The sequence below is a fragment of the Pelagerythrobacter rhizovicinus genome (assembly GCF_004135625.1).
In the GTDB taxonomy this organism is placed as follows: Bacteria; Pseudomonadota; Alphaproteobacteria; order Sphingomonadales; family Sphingomonadaceae; genus Pelagerythrobacter; species Pelagerythrobacter rhizovicinus.
Genome location: NZ_SDPV01000001.1, coordinates 1566704 through 1581574, shown reverse-complemented (window position 1 = coordinate 1581574; position 14871 = coordinate 1566704). Strand labels below are relative to the sequence as shown.

The window sequence follows — 14871 nt, the reverse complement described above, 5'->3', positions numbered from 1 at the left end:
CGCGATGAACTTTCGCGCACCCGCCATTCTTCTCGCCGCGCGGCCGCATGGGGAGACGGCGGTGATCGCGCGGATGCTGACGGAGGAGCATGGGCTCGTCGCCGGCTATGTCGCGGGCGGGCGCGGGCGGCAGCTGCGGCCGGTGGTGATCCCCGGCAACGTGGTCGAGGTCGACCTGCGCGCGCGGTCGGAGAGCCAGCTGCCGTTCGCCAGGCTCGAACTGGTGCAAAGCCGCGGGCCGTGGCTGGCCGAGCCGCTTCCGGCCGCAGCGATCGGCTGGGTCACCGCCCTGACCGCCACGGCCTTGCCCGAACGCAATGCCTATCCCAATCTCTACAGCGCCTTGACCGCACTTCTTGACGCGATCTGTCACGCACCCTCGGCGCGCGGGTGGCTGCGGGCGCTGGTCGCGTATGAGGCGCTGCTGCTGCGCGAGCTGGGCTATGGCGGCGGGCCGCCGCCTGCCGAAGCCGGGCTTGAGTCGCTGCTCGAAATCCTTGCCGCACAGGGGCCTCTGCTGGAGCGCTACCTGCTTGCCGACCGCCGGGGCGATGTTATGGCCGCCCGCACCATGCTGTGCGAGCGGCTGGCGAAAATGGCCGGGTGAGCGCCGTTCCCCGGCCGTCGGCAGGCGCGGCCTGTTGCGCGCGCAAGACGGAGGAAATCCAGCACCATGAAGATCGCTATCTTCCCCGGCGACGGGATCGGCCCCGAAGTCACGCGCGAGGCCGTGCGCGTGCTCCAGGCGTTCGACCTGCCGGGCATGGTGCTGTTCGAAGGCGATGTGGGCGGCGCGGCCTACCATCGCCATGGCCACCCGCTGCCGGCCGAGACGCTCGAGATGGCGCGCGCCGCCGACGCCGTTCTGTTCGGCGCGGTGGGCGATCCGGCCTGCGACGGGCTGGAGCGGCATTTGCGGCCCGAGCAGGCGATACTCGGCCTGCGGGCGGAGCTCGGCCTCTTCGCCAACCTCCGCCCCGCCACGACTTTCCCCGGCCTCGAGGCCATGTCCGCGCTGCGGCCGGAGATCGCCCGCGCGATCGACCTGCTGATCGTGCGCGAGCTCAACGGCGACGTCTATTTCGGCGACAAGGGCACGCGCACGCTCGACGATGGCCGGCGGCAGGGCTGGGACATGATGGCCTATGCCGAGGACGAGGTGCGCCGCATCACGCACGTCGCGTTCCGCGCCGCGCGGGGGCGCGACCGGCGGCTGGTCAGCGTCGACAAGGCCAACGTGCTCGAAACCAGCCAACTCTGGCGCGACGTGGTGAACGAGGTCGCCGCCGACTATCCCGAGGTTGCGCTCGAGCACATGTATGTCGACAATGCCGCGATGCAGCTCGTGCGCGATCCCGGCCGGTTCGACGTGGTCGTGACCGGCAACCTGTTCGGCGACATCCTCTCCGATCAGGCGAGCATGTGCGTCGGGTCGATCGGTCTGCTCGCCAGCGCCTCGCTGGGCGAGCGGCGGACCGCGCACGGCACCTTCGGGCTCTACGAGCCGATCCACGGCAGCGCGCCCGATATTGCGGGGAAGGGCCGGGCCAACCCGATGGCGACGATCCTATCCGCCGCCATGATGCTGCGCCACAGCTTCGGCCGCGAGGCAGAGGCGGTGCGGATCGAGGCGGCGGTGGCGAAGGCGCTTGCCGAGGGCGTCCGCGGCGCGGACCTCGGCGGCGATGCAGGCACCGAAGCCGTCGGTGACGCGGTGCTGGAGCGGCTTTGAAGCCGACCCGTTTCAAGATTTCCATCGCCCCTGCGCAGGCAGGGGCCTATCCGGCGCCGATGTGCCGCGCGGCCGCCAATCACGACCTCCATGCCTCGGCATCTTGCCACCGCATCGGCGCTCGGCAGGCGTGACGAGCGAATTACGTGGCGCAGCCGTTTCCCACTCTCGCCATCGTCCTCCCCACGCTCGACGAGCGCGAGAACCTCGCGCCGCTGATCGCGCGGATCGACGCCGTGCTCGGGCCCGCGGGATGGGAGGCGATCGTGGTCGACGACGCGAGCCCCGACGGCACGGCGGAAGAAGCGCGGCGGCTCGCGCGTGCGGACCCGCGGGTGCGGGTGATCGAGCGGATCGGGCGGCGCGGGCTCGCCTCGGCCGCGGTCGAAGGCATCTGCGCCACTGCGGCGCCGTTTGTCGCCGTGATGGACGCCGACCACCAGCACGATCCCGCGCTGCTTCCCGCGATGCTCGATGCGATGCAGCGCGGGGTATGCGACGTGGCCGTCGCCAGCCGGTTCGTGGAGGGCGCCAGCCTCGATGGGCTCCTGAGCGCACGCCGCGAGAAGAGCTCCCGCCTGGCCAACCGCCTCGCGCGGCGGATCGCCGGAGTCGAACTAAGCGATCCGATGAGCGGCTATTTCCTGATGAAGACTGCCAGAGCGCGCGCGCTCGCGCCGCGCCTGTCGGGCATCGGCTTCAAGATCCTGCTCGATCTGCTCGCGAGCGCTCCCGCGCCGCTGCGGGTGAAGGAGTTCCCGCTGCAGTTCGGCGAGCGCCGCAGCGGCACCAGCAAGCTCGACCGCGCGATCGCTTTCGATTTCCTCGTCGGCCTCTACGACAAGAGCTTCGGCCGCGTGGTTCCGACCCGCTTCGCGCTATTCGGCACCGTGGGTGGCCTCGGCGTGCTGGTCCACCTCGCGGTGCTGGCGTTGCTCTACCGCGCACTCGGGACGGCGTTCCTGCCGGCGCAGGCGGCGGCGACTTTCGCCGCAATGACGTTCAACTTCTGGCTCAACAACTGGCTCACCTACCGCGACCGGCGGCTAACGGGTGCGGCCGCATTCCTGCGGGGCTGGGCGGCTTTCTGCGCCACCTGCTCGGTCGGCGCGGTCGCGAACATCGCGGTCGCGGGGCTCCTGAAGCAGCAGGGCCTCCACTGGCTCCTCGCCGCGGGCGCGGGGATCGTAGTCGGAGCGGTGTGGAATTACGCCTTGTCGAGCCGCTTCGTCTGGCGGCGGCGCTGACGAGCCGGATCACCGCCACCCGTCGAGCCACATCCAGAAGGCGAAGCTCTGCTCTCCCGCGAGCGGCGCGGCGCTGAGGATCGGGTAGAACCAGGCGAACAGCGCTACGCTGGCGAGCAGCGTTGCCGTCGTCAGCCGCCGCCAGCCGCGCTGCCGGAGCTCGTCGAGCGCCAGCGCCAGCGCCGCGAGGAGGAAGCAACTCGGCAGGAAGTAGTGATAGTAGAACTGGACCGGCTTGTTCACGACCATCCAGAAGCCCAGGCTCACAACGTAGAGAACCGCGACCGCCAGTGCCGCGCGGTCGCCCCCGATGCCTCTCCAGATCGCCCAGACCATGGCCGGCAGGCCGAGCAGCATGGTCAGGGGATTGCCGATCAGCAGGATCCCGCGCTGGGCCTCGTCGACCGGCTCGTAGAGGTACCAGATCGCGCGCAGGTTGAAGATCCATTCGGGCCAGCGCGACTGGTAGGGATGCGGTTCGACCACGCTTTCCTGCAGGGCGATGATCTGGCGGTGAAGCTCGATGAAGCCGCCCGGCTCGAGCGCGCCCTTGTCGAAGCCGTAGGCGGGCAGGAACGTCAGCCAGTAGACCGCCAGCGGCACGAGCCCGAGCCACAGCGCGGCTTCGAGCAGCGACACGCCCGGCACGGGAATGCCTCTGCGACTGGTGAGCAACCGCCGCCGCCCGGCCGCCAGCCGCGCCGCGAGAAAAGCCAGGCCGGGCACGACAGCCAGCGGAACCGCATTCCACTTTGCCGCCATCGACAGCCCGAGCGCGACACCCGCCAGCGCGAGGCGCCGCCGCCCCGTCTCCGGCTCGCGCGCCGCCGCGGCACATTGCCACAACGCAAGCGCCAAGAACGCGACGAAGAAGACATCGAGCATCGCGATCCGGCTGTGCACGAACAGCGCGAACCCGCTTGCCAGCAGCACACCATATGCGACGACGGCAAAGCGCGAGAGGCTCGCGAACCACAGCGCCCGCATTCCGGCGAAGAGGGCTCCCGCCCCGGCGAGCGCGGAGAACAGTCGCCAGCCCCATGGATTGTCGCCGAACAGCGCCATGCCGAGCGCGACGATCTCCTTGCCCAGCAGCGGGTGCTCGCGGTTCAGGTACTCGCTCCCCTCGATCAGCGCCCGTGCCGCGGGAAGATAGTGAATCTCGTCGAAGTAGGGCCCGCTTGGAATGGCGATTCGCAGGAGGCAGAGCGCGAGGAAGACGAGCGCTATCGTCGCGCTCCACCCGATCGGGTCACAGGGCTGATCGGGCGGGCGGCTCATCGGCGGGATGGATAGTGTTCGTCCCGCGATGGGGCAAGTCGGCCGACTATGGAACAAGTCGTAACATTTGGTGTATAGGCATGGCTAACCGGGCGGGGGAGAACTCGGAAGAAACAACTGTCGGGGGCGCAGAGAATGGAGTGCGTCTATGGCTCGTCACGTTGTTTGCTCGCTCTTCGGTCACCAGGTCCGGCGACGCCGCATTCGCCGCGAAGGCACGATCTATGTCGGCCGCTGCCGGTGGTGCCGCACACGCATGTGGCGCTCCGACGATGGTTGGAAGGAAGGGCTTCCTCAGGATCTCGCGCCTCCGCAGGATGATCTGCTTTCCGTGAAGCGTGATTCGTCTGCGGTGAAAGCATGACGAAAGTTGATTTAGGGAAATGAGAACCGGGAACATTCTCGCCTAAAGCCCGTCTTGTGCTGGGAACCTCGATTCCGAACTGAAGGGTGATTTGTTTATGAAACTTCGTAGTCTCCTGCCGGCCATGGCGGCCGCATCGCTCGTCGCCGCGCCCGTTGCGGCCCAGGCTCAGATGGCCGAGCGTGCGTCGGAGCCCGTGAGCGGAGAGTCCGAACTCGCCGGCGGCATCGGGCCAGCGCTGATCATCGTCGCGATCGCCGCGGCGGGCATGATCGCTCTGCTCGTCACCGACGACGATGACGAAGATCCTGTGAGCGTCTGATTGCCGCTTTCCGTGTGAAAGGCGCGGTTCCGTAACGGATTTTCCTTTTTCGTTGCGCCGGGGTGCGGCCCGCCGTTAGAGCGGCGCCGCAATGAAGAAGACCACCGGAATGAACCGCGCCATCACGCGCACCTGGCGTCCCGCAACGCGGGCCGTGCGAGGGGGCGTCTGGCGCTCGGAGCACGGCGAAACCAGCGAGGCGCTTTTCCTCACCTCGGGCTATAGCTACGACGACGCCGCGACGGTTGCCGCGCGGTTCGCGGGCGAGGCCGAGGGGATGACCTATTCCCGCCTGCAGAACCCCACGGTCGCGATGCTCGAGGAGCGGATCGCGCTGATGGAAGGCGCGGAAGCCTGCCGTGCGCAGGCAAGCGGAATGGCGGCGATGACCGCCGCGCTTCTGTGCCAGCTCTCCCACGGCGATCACGTCGTGGCCGCGCGCGCCGCGTTCGGATCGTGCCGCTGGCTGGTCGATCACTTGTGCCCCCGCTTCGGGATTGAGACGACGGTGATCGACAGCGCCGACGATGCCGCGTGGGAAGCCGCGATCCGGCCCAACACCAAAGTATTCTTCTTCGAAACCCCGGCCAACCCGACGCTCGACGTGGTCGACCTCGAGCTCGTCTGCGGGCTCGCCAAGGCCCACGGCATCACCACCGTAGTCGACAACGCCTTTGCCACCGCCGTCCTCCAGCGCCCGCTGGAGTTCGGCGCGGATGTCGTCGCGTACTCGGCGACCAAGCTGATGGACGGGCAGGGGCGGGTGCTTGCCGGCGCGGTCTGCGGCACGCGCGAATTCATCGACGAGGTCCTGCTGCCGTTTCAGCGAAACACCGGGCCCAATCTCTCGCCCTTCAATGCCTGGGTCGTCCACAAGGGGCTCGAGACATTGCTCCTTCGCGCGCACCGGCAGAGCGAGACTGCGCTCGAGCTCGGTCGTTTCGTCGAAGGGCGCCTGCCGCGCGTGCTCCATCCCGGGCTCGAAAGCCATCCGCGGCACGCCATTGCCGCGAAGCAGATGGACGCGTTCGGACCGATCTTCGCCTTCGATGTGGAGAGCCGCGAAAAGGCCTTCGCACTGCTCGACGCGCTCGAGCTGATCGACATCTCCAACAATATCGGCGATGCGCGCAGCCTCATGTGCCACCCGGCGAGCACGACGCATGCCGGTATGACCGAGGAAGCGCGCGCCGAAATGGGAGTGGGCGAAGGCCTCCTGCGGTTCAACGTAGGGCTGGAGGATCCGGAAGATCTGAAGGAAGACCTCGACCGCGCTTTCTCGGCCGCGGGGTTCTGATTTCCATCACTGCGAGGACGGTGGCGGGAAAACCGCCAAGTCACCCCCAAACACGCCCTTTACCGGGCCCGCCCATTGCCTCTATTCTCGCCACGCGATGAAACAGTTGTTCCAGCACGCCGCGATCACCGAAGGAATCACCGTCCGCGTGGCGGTGAACTTCCTGCCCGAGCAGTCGCAGCCCGAGGCGGGCAAGTGGTTCTGGGTCTATCACATCCGGATCGAGAACGGCTCGGACGAGCGGGTGCAGTTGATCACCCGCCACTGGCGGATCACCGACTCGCGCGGCGGGGTCAACCTGGTGGACGGAGAGGGCGTCGTGGGCGAGATGCCGGTGCTCGCGCCGGGGGACAGCCACGACTATGTTTCCGGCTGCCCGCTCGGCACGCCGCACGGATCGATGGAGGGGTTCTACACTTTCCACCGCGCCGACGGCACGCCGCTGGAAGTTCGGATTCCCTACTTCCCTCTCGCCGCGCCCGCGACCGCGGACTAGGCGCCAGCCAGAGAGTCACTCGGCGACCCGCAGCTCCGGGGTCAGCTCCAGCCACTCCGCCAGTGCGGCGAGATCGCGCATCACGCCTTCGCCTGCCAAGGCCGCGCGGCTCTGGTCGAGACGGAGCACCAGACTGGTTCCGTCGCGTTCGAGGGCGCTCGTGGTCACGGACACGCGCGAAGTCGCACCCATGCGGCGGGCGAGGCGCATGGCCAGGCCCCAGCCCACCGCTTGCCTCAGATCCTTCTCCGGCGCGAGCGCAGCGACGCGCTTGGGCCAGGAGGTCTTCCCGCAGCTTCCGAGCATCATTGCAGCGAGCATCGCCCGACCGTGCGCGTCGAGGCCGATCCACCGCTTGTCGAGCGCCCATTCGACCGCCTGGCTCGTGCGGAAGTTCGGCTCGACCCGGTGCAGCGTCAGCGACAGCAGTGCGCCGGCGAGCCGCAGCCGCTCGCTTTTGCTGCCGCCGGGTTCGGCGACGCCGACCACCCAGGCCGACATCAGCGCCGCGTCCGTGATCGCGCTCTTCATCGGCGCGGCGAAGTCCGCCACCGCAACGATCAGCGGGTCCTTCGCTCGCTCCAGCGCATCGAGCCGCCGGAAGAGAAGCCCTTCGCGCAGGCCCCAGCTCGAGAACACCAGGCCCTCCGGCTCGATCTCGGCGAGCATGATCCGCAGCAATGCGGCGGCGTGGGGCAGGGACGGCGCGCGCATCGCCCCGATCCCCTCGATCTCCACGAGCTTCGCCGGATCGGTGCGGGTCAGGGCGCGCGCGATCCGGTCGGCCTCCTGCACGTCGAGCTGGTAGCCGTGCGGGTCGGTCACAGGATACCGCGTGCTGCGCATGGCGTAGGCGGCGAGTGCACGCCAGGTCCCGCCGACGAGATAGAGCGGCCCGGCCTGTGCCGCAGCCCCGCCGGCCTTCATGAACGCTTTCTTCACTGCGCGTTTGAAGCCGGGCGCTTCCTTCGCGCGGAGGGCGGGCAGGCACAGCGTGCCGAGCGGCAGCGTGGCGCCGTCGCGGCAGGCGCCGTCCTCCACCGCCACCAGTTCGAGGCTGCCTCCGCCGAGGTCGGCGACCACGCCGCGCGCATCGGGAAAGGCGCCGATCACGCCGTAGGCGGCGGCGACCGCTTCTTCCTCTCCGCTCAGGAGCTGCGGCGCGAGGCCTAACTCGCGCACCCGTTCGAGGAACTCGCCGCCGTTTTCCGCCTCGCGCGCGGCCGCCGTGGCGACCGTCTGCACGTCGGTCACTCCCAGCTCGCGGGTCAGCAGCGCGAAGCGGGCGAGGGCCGCGAGCGCCTGCTCGCTCGCTTCGTCCGGAATGCGCCCGGTCTCGGCCAGATCGCGCCCCAGCCGCGCGACGACCTTCTCGTTCCACATCGTGCGCGGCGCGCGCTGGGGACCATCGTAGACGACCAGCCGCACGGTGTTCGATCCGATGTCGATCACCGCTCGGCGATCGGCGGGGGCCACGCGCAGGCCACGCCAGGCAAAGGCACGCAGGCTCGTCACTCTGCGGTTCCTTCCAGGCGCAGCTTGGGCACCGCGCCCGCCTTCAGCGCCGCGCCGCGGCCCGAGAGCGAGGGATTGCTCATGAAGTAGTCATGGCAGTTGAAGCCGCCTTCGCCCATGCGCATCCGCGTGTACTCCCCGTCCGGCTGCAACTGCCAGCTCTGTTCGGTGTCCAGTATGTTCGCCAGCATGACCTGTTCGAGCACCTGGTCGTGCACCGTCTTGTTGGCCAGCGGTACCAGCACCTCCACCCGCCGGTCGAGGTTGCGGCTCATCGCGTCGGCGGAGGTCAGGTAGACCGCGGCGTGCTTGCTCGGCAGCCGGTGCCCGTTGGCGAAGGCCCAGACCCGGCTGTGCTCGAGGAACCGGCCGATGATCGACTTGACCTCGATGTTCTCCGACAGGCCGGGCACACCGGCGCGCAGGCAGCAGATGCCGCGCACCACGAGCTGGATCTCGACCCCGGCCGCGCTCGCGGCGTAGAGCCGATCGATCAGCTCGCTGTGGGTGATCGCGTTGACTTTCGCCCAGATGCCCGCGGGCTTGCCGGCGCACGCGTTCTCGATCTCGCGGTCGATCAGCTCGAACAGCTTCTGCTTGAGGCCGAGCGGCGAGATCGCCAGGCATTCGGTGCTGCGCGGCTCGACATAACCGGTGACGAAGTTGAACAGCTTGGCGGCGTCGCGCCCCAGCGCGGGGTCGGCCGTGAAATAGCTGAGGTCGGTGTAGATCCGCGCGTTGATCGGGTGATAGTTGCCCGTGCCGAAGTGGCAGTAGGTGCGGTAGCCTTCCTCCTCGCGCCGCACGACCAGGCTGACCTTGGCGTGGGTCTTCCAGTCCATGAAGCCGTAGATCACCTGCACCCCGGCGCGTTCGAGCTCGGCTGCCCACTGCAGGTTGCGCTCTTCGTCGAAGCGCGCCTTGAGCTCGACCACGGCGGTCACCGCCTTGCCTGTCTGAGCGGCGTCGATCAGCGCGGCGATCACCGGTGACTGGTCGCCCGCGCGGTAGAGCGTCTGCTTGATCGAGACGACCGCCGGATCGATCGCCGCCTGATGGAGGAAGTCGACCACCACCTCGAAGCTTTCGTAGGGGTGCTGGATCACGATATCCTTCTCGCGGATCGCGGAGAAGCAATCGCCGTCGTGCGCCAGGATGCGCTCCGGATAGCGGGACGCGAAGGGCGCGAACTTGAGGTCCGGGCGCGGCTCGGCGCAGATCGCGCTCAGGTGTCGCAGGCCGAGCATGCCCGCGGTCTTGGTGACCATCGCCGTGTCGACGTCGAACTGCTCGCGCAGCAGCGCCTCGGCCGCGGGGTCGCAGTCCTCGTCGAGCTCCAGCAGCACCGCGCGCCCGCGCCGCCGCCGCTGGATCGCGGTGCGGAACAGGCGGACGAGGTCCTCGGCTTCTTCCTCCACCTCGATGTCGCTGTCGCGCAGCACGCGGAACAGCCCGTCGCCCAGGATGCGGAAGCCGGGGAAGAGCTGGTCGGCGTAGCGCACGATCAGCTTCTCGATCGCGACGTAGATCGCCTCCTCGCCCGGCACCCGCACGAAGCGCGGTGCGCCGCTGGGGATCAGCACCATCTCGACCAGGTCGGGCTGGCGCTTGCCGCGCTTGAGCCGGAACAGCACGCCCATGCCGAGGTTGGCGACGAACGGGAACGGGTGCGACGGATCGATCGCCTGCGGGGTGATGAGCGGCAGAATGTCGGTGGTGAAATAGGTCTCCAGCCAGTCGCGCTGGCACTCGTCCAGCTCGTCGATCTCCGCGATCAGGATGCCCTGCTCGGCGAGCAGGCCGCGCAGCGTTTCCAGCGTGCGCTGCTGCCGGCTGTCGAGCGCGAGCACCTGCTCGCGGATCGCGGCGAGCTGCTGGCGCGGGTCCAGCCCGTCGATCGCGGTGGTCTCGATCCCGCGAGTCGCCTGGCCCTCGAGCCCGGCGATCCGGATCATCGTGAACTCGTCGAGATTGCTGGCCGAGATCGACAGGAAGCGTAGCCGTTCGAGCAGCGGATAGCGCTCGTTCTCCGCCTCCGCCAGCACGCGCCGGTTGAACGAAAGCCATGAAAGCTCGCGGTTGACGTACCGCTCCGCGGGCGCCGCGCTGCCGCCATCGGCCCGCTCGGCCGCGCCTTGCGTGAGTACGTCCATGGAAGTGCCAAGCCCTCGCAGACCCACTTGCAAGCCGCGTGTTACGCTTGTGTGACACGGTGCGCGATTGCGGCCCCGATTGCGGCAGCGGCAGCTTGCCGCTATCCGCACCGGCACGATGAAGCGCACGCACCTGCCCCTCAACGCCCTGCGCGTTTACGACGCCGCCGCGCGGCACCTCTCCTTCACCCGCGCCGCGGACGAGCTGGCGGTGACGCCGGCCGCCGTCGGCCAGCAGATACGCGCGCTCGAGGATCACCTCGGCACCGTGCTGTTCCGCCGCACCTCGAAGGGGCTCGAGCTGACCGAGGAGGGGCTCGCCGGGCTCGACGCGTTGCGCGAAGGGTTCCTGCGGTTCGAGGAATCGGTCCAGGCGATGCAGGCCGGGCAGGCGAGCGACCGCTACACGATCGCCGCCCCGCGCGAATTCTACGCCCAGTGGCTCGCCCCGCGCCTCGCCGCCTTCCGCAAGGCGAACCCCGGCATCCGCTTCCGCTTCGTGGCCGACGAGCATGCCGACTTCACCGAGACCAACCTCGACGTCGCCGTGCGCCTGGTCGACGGCCCGGGCGAGCTGGAGGGCGTCGAGCTCGCCCCGGCGCGCCGCGTGGTCGTGGCGGCGAAGGACGCGCCCGAGGAAGTGCTCGAGGCCTGGATCGACTGGCCCGGCGCCCCGCTGCCCGAAGGCGCCGAGCCGACGGTCGAGGTCGGCAACGCCGGCCAGGCCCTGTCGAGCGCGATCGCCGGGCTGGGCAAGGCCGTGCTCCCCTACCTGCTGGTGGAGGACGCGCTGGAGGACGGCCGCCTCACCGTGCTCGAAGGGCCGGACGAAGGCCGCCGCGCGTACTGGCTGGTCGCTCCGCTGCCCCAGTGGCGGCAGAAGAAGGTCAAGGCGCTGGTCGCCTTCCTCACCGCCGGCTAGCCGCCCCCGCCGCGCAGCCAGGCGAGCGCGCCGGCATCCATCCCCTTGAACTTGGGCCAGCCGTCGCGCGTGTCGGCGAGCGGCGCGACGAGCAGCGGCGCGCCATCGGGGAGCTGCCACTTGATCCGGTGGTAGAGCCGCGAGCGGGTCAGCCCGCTGCGGACCAGCCACAACCCGTCGGCCAGCGGATGCCCGTCGCCGTGCAGGTCGAGCGCGGCCGGAACCTCCTCCGCCGGATCGATCCACAGCAGGTAGAGCGCCGCGCCCGCGTCCTCCGCCGCGCCCGCCATCGTCAACCGAACAGCCTCAGCGCGATCGCCAGCACGGCGAAGGCCACCAGCCCTGCGATGAAGATCATCCGGTTGCGCCGCTTGCGCAGGATGACCTCCGCCCCGCGCGCGTCCCGCGCATCGATATGGATCGCCTCGTCCCGTTCGGGTTCGCTCATCGCTCGTCTCCTCGCTGCACCAACGGCCGAACGGGCGGGGCGGGTTCCCGATCGCCGGGCGGCCGGAGGGCGTGTTGACACGAGTGACACGGTGCTTGGGGCAAGTGTCACCTTGCGTGTCATGTGTAACCTTGTGGCATCTCCGCGAGCCCTCCATCCTGGTGCGCCGCGCCGCCGGGAGAGCGCCTCGACCCGGGACCGGCATGACGGCGTGAGCCTTGCCGGCGCGGCGAACTTCATAAGGGTGGGCAGACTCGCGCAGGAGTGCGGCAAGGCGGGCGGACGCGGGGGAGGATCGGTCGTTCATGACCGCCCACAGAATGCACAAAAATCCGATGTAGGAAAATGTTTTCTGCGGGGCCGTGATCCGCCGCCCGTGGGCTCACGGGAATGCGCCGCGCGTCCGGTTGGCGAGCGCGACCAGCGAGAGCATCACCGGCACTTCCACCAGCACGCCCACCACCGTTGCCAGGGCCGCACCGCTGCCGAGCCCGAACATTCCGATCGCGACCGCCACGGCGAGCTCGAAGAAGTTCGAAGTGCCGATCAGCGCGCAGGGCGCGGCGATCGCATGCGGCACCCGCCAGGCCTTGGCCGCGCCGTAAGCGATGAGGAAGATACCGTAGCTCTGGATCACGATCGGCACGGCGATCAGCGCGACGAGCAGCGGCCGCGCGAGAATGGTTTCGGCCTGGAAGCCGAACAATAGCGCCACGGTCACGAGCAGCCCGAGAATCGACAGCGGCTTGAGCCGGCCGGTGAAGCGCTCCACCGCACCGGGATCGCCGTGGTGCGCGGCGAGGAGGCGGCGGCGGACGAACGCGCCCGCCGCAAGCGGCACGACGACGTAAAGCGCGACCGAGAGAAGCAGCGTCTCCCACGGTACGGCGATATCGGCGACTCCGAGCAGCATGGCGACGATCGGCGCGAAGGCGACGATCATCACCAGATCGTTCACCGCCACCTGCACCAGCGTGTAGGCCGGATCGCCTTTGGTAAGCTGCGACCAGACGAACACCATGGCGGTGCAGGGCGCGGCGCCGAGCAGAATCAGCCCGGCGATGTATTCCCTCGCGTCGGCCGGCGCGATCAGATCGGCGAAGACGACTTCGAAGAACAGCACGCCGAGCGCCGCCATGGTGAAGGGCTTGACGAGCCAGTTCACCACCAGCGTGATAATGAGGCCCCTGGGCTTGTCGCCGACCCGGCGCACGGCCGAGAAATCGACCGCCACCATCATCGGGAAGATCATCGCCCAGATCAGGACCGCAACGACGAGATTGACCGAGGCATATTCCACCGCGGCGAGCGCGCCGAAGACGTCCGGCGCGAGACTGCCGAGCGCAAGGCCGCAAAGGATCGCGCCGGCGACCCACAGCGAGAGCCATTTCTCGAACAGGCCCAGACCCGCGGCGCGGGTGTCGATGGGCGCGGCAGGACTGGCAGCGGATGCGCTCATCGTCCGTCCGCCTCCTGCCCGATCGCGTGCAACTGTTCGCGCAGCGCGACATCCTCGAGGCTGTCGGCTGGCAGGGCGAGCATCAGATCGATCCGCCGCTTGAGCATGCGGAACGCATCGAGGAAAGCCGCGGCCTTCTCGGTATCGCTTCCGTCGACCGCCGCGGGATCGGGAATGCCCCAGTGGGCGCTGACCGGTCGACCGGGCCAGACCGGGCAGGTTTCCGCCGCCGCGCTGTCGCAGACGGTGAAGATCAGATCGAACTGCGGCCCCTGGGCGAACTCGTCCCAGCTCTTGGAGCGGTATCCCTCGGCCGGATAGCCCAGCTTGTCGAGCGTATGGATCGCCCAAGGGTTGACCGTTCCCGTCGAATTGCTGCCGGCGCTGAAGGCGCGGAACCGGCCGCCTCCGTCGCGGTTGAGGATCGCCTCGGCCAGGATCGAGCGGGCGGAATTGCCCGTGCAGAGGAACAGCACGTTCAGCGGCTGGGTCGGCATCGTGGGTCTCAGCAGCAAGACGGGGAAGGAGCCGGGGCGTCTGCCGCCTTCGGCGCGCAGCAGGCATCCGAAGCCGCATTCGCCGAGGCGAGCTGCGCAAGATCGGGGTTGCCGCCGTAGGTCGTGCTTTCGCCGTCGGTCAGGAAGGCTTCCCACATCACGCCATCGGGATCGGCGATCCAGCTCTTCTCCGACTTCGCATAGCAGCAGGTCGTGGCGCCTTCCTCCAGCACCGGGCGGTCGGCCGCCTTGAGGCGGGCATAGACTTCGGCGAGCTCGTCGCCGTTCTCCACCTGCAGTCCGACGTGCTCGATACCCTTCGATGCACCCTCGCGCAGCGAGACGGCGAAGTTGATCCGCGGGTCCTCGAGCATCCACTTGGCGTAGTCGCTCTTCACCACCGCCGGCTCGGCGCCGAACAGCTCGTTGTAGAAGGCGATCGATCGGTCGAGATCGGTCACGCCGACATGAACATGAAAGCGCTTCATCACGCGGTCCTTTTCGTTGCTTGAGGAGGGCAGGTGGAGGCGTCGTCGGCGCAGGGAACGCCGCCGCAGCAATTCTCGGTCAGGTAGCTCATCAGCGCGTTCATCGCGGCATAGTCGGCCGAATAGATGATCGACCGGCTTTCGCGCCGCTGGGTCACGAGGCCGGCGTTGGCGAGCTGGGCGAGGTGAAAGCTCATCGACGAAGGCGGCACGTCGAGACTGTCGGCGAGCGCGCCGGCTGCCATTCCCTCCTCGCTGGCCTGCACCAGCAGGCGAAACGCGGCGAGGCGATGCTCCTGAGCGAGAGCGGACAGCGCGCGTATGGTGTCAATGGCTTCCATGGGCACTTTCGATGATTCGATAATTGTCGAAATATAGAATTGTGAGAAGTGAAGCAAGAGGCATTTTTGGGGTTGTCGGGCGTCGCCTCACTACCCTTCGTCATCCCGGCGAAAGCTGGGATCGCTGTCGGCACCGTCCGACTTCGCGGCGCGCGATCCCAGCTTTCGCTGGGATGACGGCGGGGTGTAACGATGTAGTGACTAGAACGCAGCGATCCGACGCCGGGAAGGGCGGCGGTGCGCCGGTTCTTGACCACCAGCCCGAATCCCCCTAAGGGCGCGCTCATCCGAAACGGGGTGCGCTCCGCG

Annotated in this window: 16 protein-coding genes; 7 read left to right on the top strand and 9 right to left on the bottom strand. The window is 68.7% G+C overall.

The genetic code is table 11. The features are described from left to right. Positions 1-4 precede the first annotated feature (4 nt). The 3 genes from recO (at position 5) to ETX26_RS07565 (ending at position 2979) form a co-directional block, all read left to right on the top strand. Complete coding sequence (recO, locus tag ETX26_RS07575) at positions 5-607, top strand: DNA repair protein RecO (RefSeq protein ID WP_129523990.1); 603 nt, start codon at positions 5-7, stop codon at positions 605-607. 66 nt (positions 608-673) lie between these two features. Then, positions 674-1732 carry a 3-isopropylmalate dehydrogenase gene (leuB, locus tag ETX26_RS07570; RefSeq protein ID WP_129523989.1) on the top strand — a complete coding sequence of 353 codons (1059 nt, stop codon included), beginning with the start codon at positions 674-676 and terminating at the stop codon, positions 1730-1732. Positions 1733-1878: 146 nt separating this feature from the next. After that, positions 1879-2979 carry a glycosyltransferase gene (locus ETX26_RS07565; RefSeq protein ID WP_129523988.1) on the top strand — a complete coding sequence of 367 codons (1101 nt, stop codon included), beginning with the start codon at positions 1879-1881 and terminating at the stop codon, positions 2977-2979. Positions 2980-2988: 9 nt separating this feature from the next. Here the strand turns inward: ETX26_RS07565 and ETX26_RS07560 are convergent, their stop codons facing one another. Then, a complete protein-coding gene (locus ETX26_RS07560) occupies positions 2989-4260 on the bottom strand; it encodes a phospholipid carrier-dependent glycosyltransferase (protein WP_129523987.1) in 1272 nt (423 codons plus the stop codon). Between the two features lie 461 nt (positions 4261-4721). Here ETX26_RS07560 and ETX26_RS07555 point away from each other — a divergent pair, with 461 nt between their 5' ends. From ETX26_RS07555 to apaG, 3 genes are all read left to right on the top strand, one after another. Beyond that, positions 4722-4946 (top strand): hypothetical protein, encoded by a 225-nt coding sequence (locus ETX26_RS07555; RefSeq protein WP_129523986.1) that lies wholly within the window; start codon positions 4722-4724, stop codon positions 4944-4946. Positions 4947-5037: 91 nt separating this feature from the next. Further along, positions 5038-6243 (top strand): trans-sulfuration enzyme family protein, encoded by a 1206-nt coding sequence (locus ETX26_RS07550; protein ID WP_129523985.1) that lies wholly within the window; start codon positions 5038-5040, stop codon positions 6241-6243. A gap of 97 nt (positions 6244-6340) precedes the next feature. Continuing rightward, complete coding sequence (apaG, locus tag ETX26_RS07545; RefSeq protein WP_119513551.1) at positions 6341-6739, top strand: Co2+/Mg2+ efflux protein ApaG; 399 nt, start codon at positions 6341-6343, stop codon at positions 6737-6739. Between the two features lie 15 nt (positions 6740-6754). Here the strand turns inward: apaG and ETX26_RS07540 are convergent, their stop codons facing one another. Continuing rightward, positions 6755-8254 carry a Ppx/GppA phosphatase family protein gene (locus ETX26_RS07540; RefSeq protein WP_225425537.1) on the bottom strand — a complete coding sequence of 500 codons (1500 nt, stop codon included), beginning with the start codon at positions 8252-8254 and terminating at the stop codon, positions 6755-6757. Next, the gene (locus ETX26_RS07535; protein WP_129523984.1) at positions 8251-10407 is read right to left on the bottom strand and encodes an RNA degradosome polyphosphate kinase; all 2157 of its coding nucleotides are present in this window, start codon (positions 10405-10407) and stop codon (positions 8251-8253) included. Before ETX26_RS07535 ends, ETX26_RS07540 begins: the two co-directional genes overlap by 4 nt. A 118-nt stretch (positions 10408-10525) precedes the next feature. Here ETX26_RS07535 and ETX26_RS07530 point away from each other — a divergent pair, with 118 nt between their 5' ends. After that, complete coding sequence (locus ETX26_RS07530) at positions 10526-11329, top strand: LysR substrate-binding domain-containing protein (RefSeq protein WP_129523983.1); 804 nt, start codon at positions 10526-10528, stop codon at positions 11327-11329. On the opposite strand, the gene ETX26_RS07525 is transcribed toward ETX26_RS07530, so the two are convergent. The 6 genes from ETX26_RS07525 to ETX26_RS07500 all read right to left on the bottom strand — a co-directional run bounded on the left by ETX26_RS07525 (position 11326) and on the right by ETX26_RS07500 (position 14562). Next, the gene (locus ETX26_RS07525) at positions 11326-11619 is read right to left on the bottom strand and encodes a hypothetical protein (protein ID WP_129523982.1); all 294 of its coding nucleotides are present in this window, start codon (positions 11617-11619) and stop codon (positions 11326-11328) included. The two genes, ETX26_RS07530 and ETX26_RS07525, sit on opposite strands and share 4 nt — an antisense overlap. 2 nt (positions 11620-11621) lie before the next feature. Further along, complete coding sequence (locus tag ETX26_RS07520; protein ID WP_129523981.1) at positions 11622-11777, bottom strand: peptide ABC transporter permease; 156 nt, start codon at positions 11775-11777, stop codon at positions 11622-11624. A 382-nt stretch (positions 11778-12159) separates the two neighbouring features. Then, positions 12160-13236 (bottom strand): ACR3 family arsenite efflux transporter, encoded by a 1077-nt coding sequence (gene arsB / locus ETX26_RS07515; protein ID WP_129523980.1) that lies wholly within the window; start codon positions 13234-13236, stop codon positions 12160-12162. After that, a complete protein-coding gene (locus ETX26_RS07510; protein ID WP_129523979.1) occupies positions 13233-13733 on the bottom strand; it encodes an arsenate reductase ArsC in 501 nt (166 codons plus the stop codon). The genes arsB and ETX26_RS07510 overlap by 4 nt, the downstream gene beginning before the upstream one ends. Before the next feature lie 8 nt (positions 13734-13741). After that, positions 13742-14221 carry an ArsI/CadI family heavy metal resistance metalloenzyme gene (locus tag ETX26_RS07505; protein WP_129523978.1) on the bottom strand — a complete coding sequence of 160 codons (480 nt, stop codon included), beginning with the start codon at positions 14219-14221 and terminating at the stop codon, positions 13742-13744. After that, positions 14221-14562, bottom strand: coding sequence for an ArsR/SmtB family transcription factor (locus ETX26_RS07500; protein ID WP_129523977.1), 342 nt, complete (start codon positions 14560-14562; stop codon positions 14221-14223). The genes ETX26_RS07505 and ETX26_RS07500 overlap by 1 nt, the downstream gene beginning before the upstream one ends. Positions 14563-14871 lie beyond the last annotated feature (309 nt).

Bases quoted from the DNA above. Each gene is read 5' to 3' on its own strand.
- recO (WP_129523990.1), top strand. From the start codon at position 5: ATGAACTTTCGCGCACCCGCCATTCTTCTCGCCGCGCGGCCGCATGGG.
- leuB (WP_129523989.1), top strand. From the start codon at position 674: ATGAAGATCGCTATCTTCCCCGGCGACGGGATCGGCCCCGAAGTCACG.
- ETX26_RS07560 (WP_129523987.1), bottom strand. From the start codon at position 4,260: ATGAGCCGCCCGCCCGATCAGCCCTGTGACCCGATCGGGTGGAGCGCG.
- ETX26_RS07555 (WP_129523986.1), top strand. From the start codon at position 4,722: ATGAAACTTCGTAGTCTCCTGCCGGCCATGGCGGCCGCATCGCTCGTC.
- ETX26_RS07550 (WP_129523985.1), top strand. From the start codon at position 5,038: ATGAAGAAGACCACCGGAATGAACCGCGCCATCACGCGCACCTGGCGT.
- apaG (WP_119513551.1), top strand. From the start codon at position 6,341: ATGAAACAGTTGTTCCAGCACGCCGCGATCACCGAAGGAATCACCGTC.
- ETX26_RS07535 (WP_129523984.1), bottom strand. From the start codon at position 10,407: ATGGACGTACTCACGCAAGGCGCGGCCGAGCGGGCCGATGGCGGCAGC.
- ETX26_RS07530 (WP_129523983.1), top strand. From the start codon at position 10,526: ATGAAGCGCACGCACCTGCCCCTCAACGCCCTGCGCGTTTACGACGCC.
- ETX26_RS07525 (WP_129523982.1), bottom strand. From the start codon at position 11,619: ATGGCGGGCGCGGCGGAGGACGCGGGCGCGGCGCTCTACCTGCTGTGG.
- ETX26_RS07520 (WP_129523981.1), bottom strand. From the start codon at position 11,777: ATGAGCGAACCCGAACGGGACGAGGCGATCCATATCGATGCGCGGGAC.
- arsB (WP_129523980.1), bottom strand. From the start codon at position 13,236: ATGAGCGCATCCGCTGCCAGTCCTGCCGCGCCCATCGACACCCGCGCC.
- ETX26_RS07510 (WP_129523979.1), bottom strand. From the start codon at position 13,733: ATGCCGACCCAGCCGCTGAACGTGCTGTTCCTCTGCACGGGCAATTCC.
- ETX26_RS07505 (WP_129523978.1), bottom strand. From the start codon at position 14,221: ATGAAGCGCTTTCATGTTCATGTCGGCGTGACCGATCTCGACCGATCG.
- ETX26_RS07500 (WP_129523977.1), bottom strand. From the start codon at position 14,562: ATGGAAGCCATTGACACCATACGCGCGCTGTCCGCTCTCGCTCAGGAG.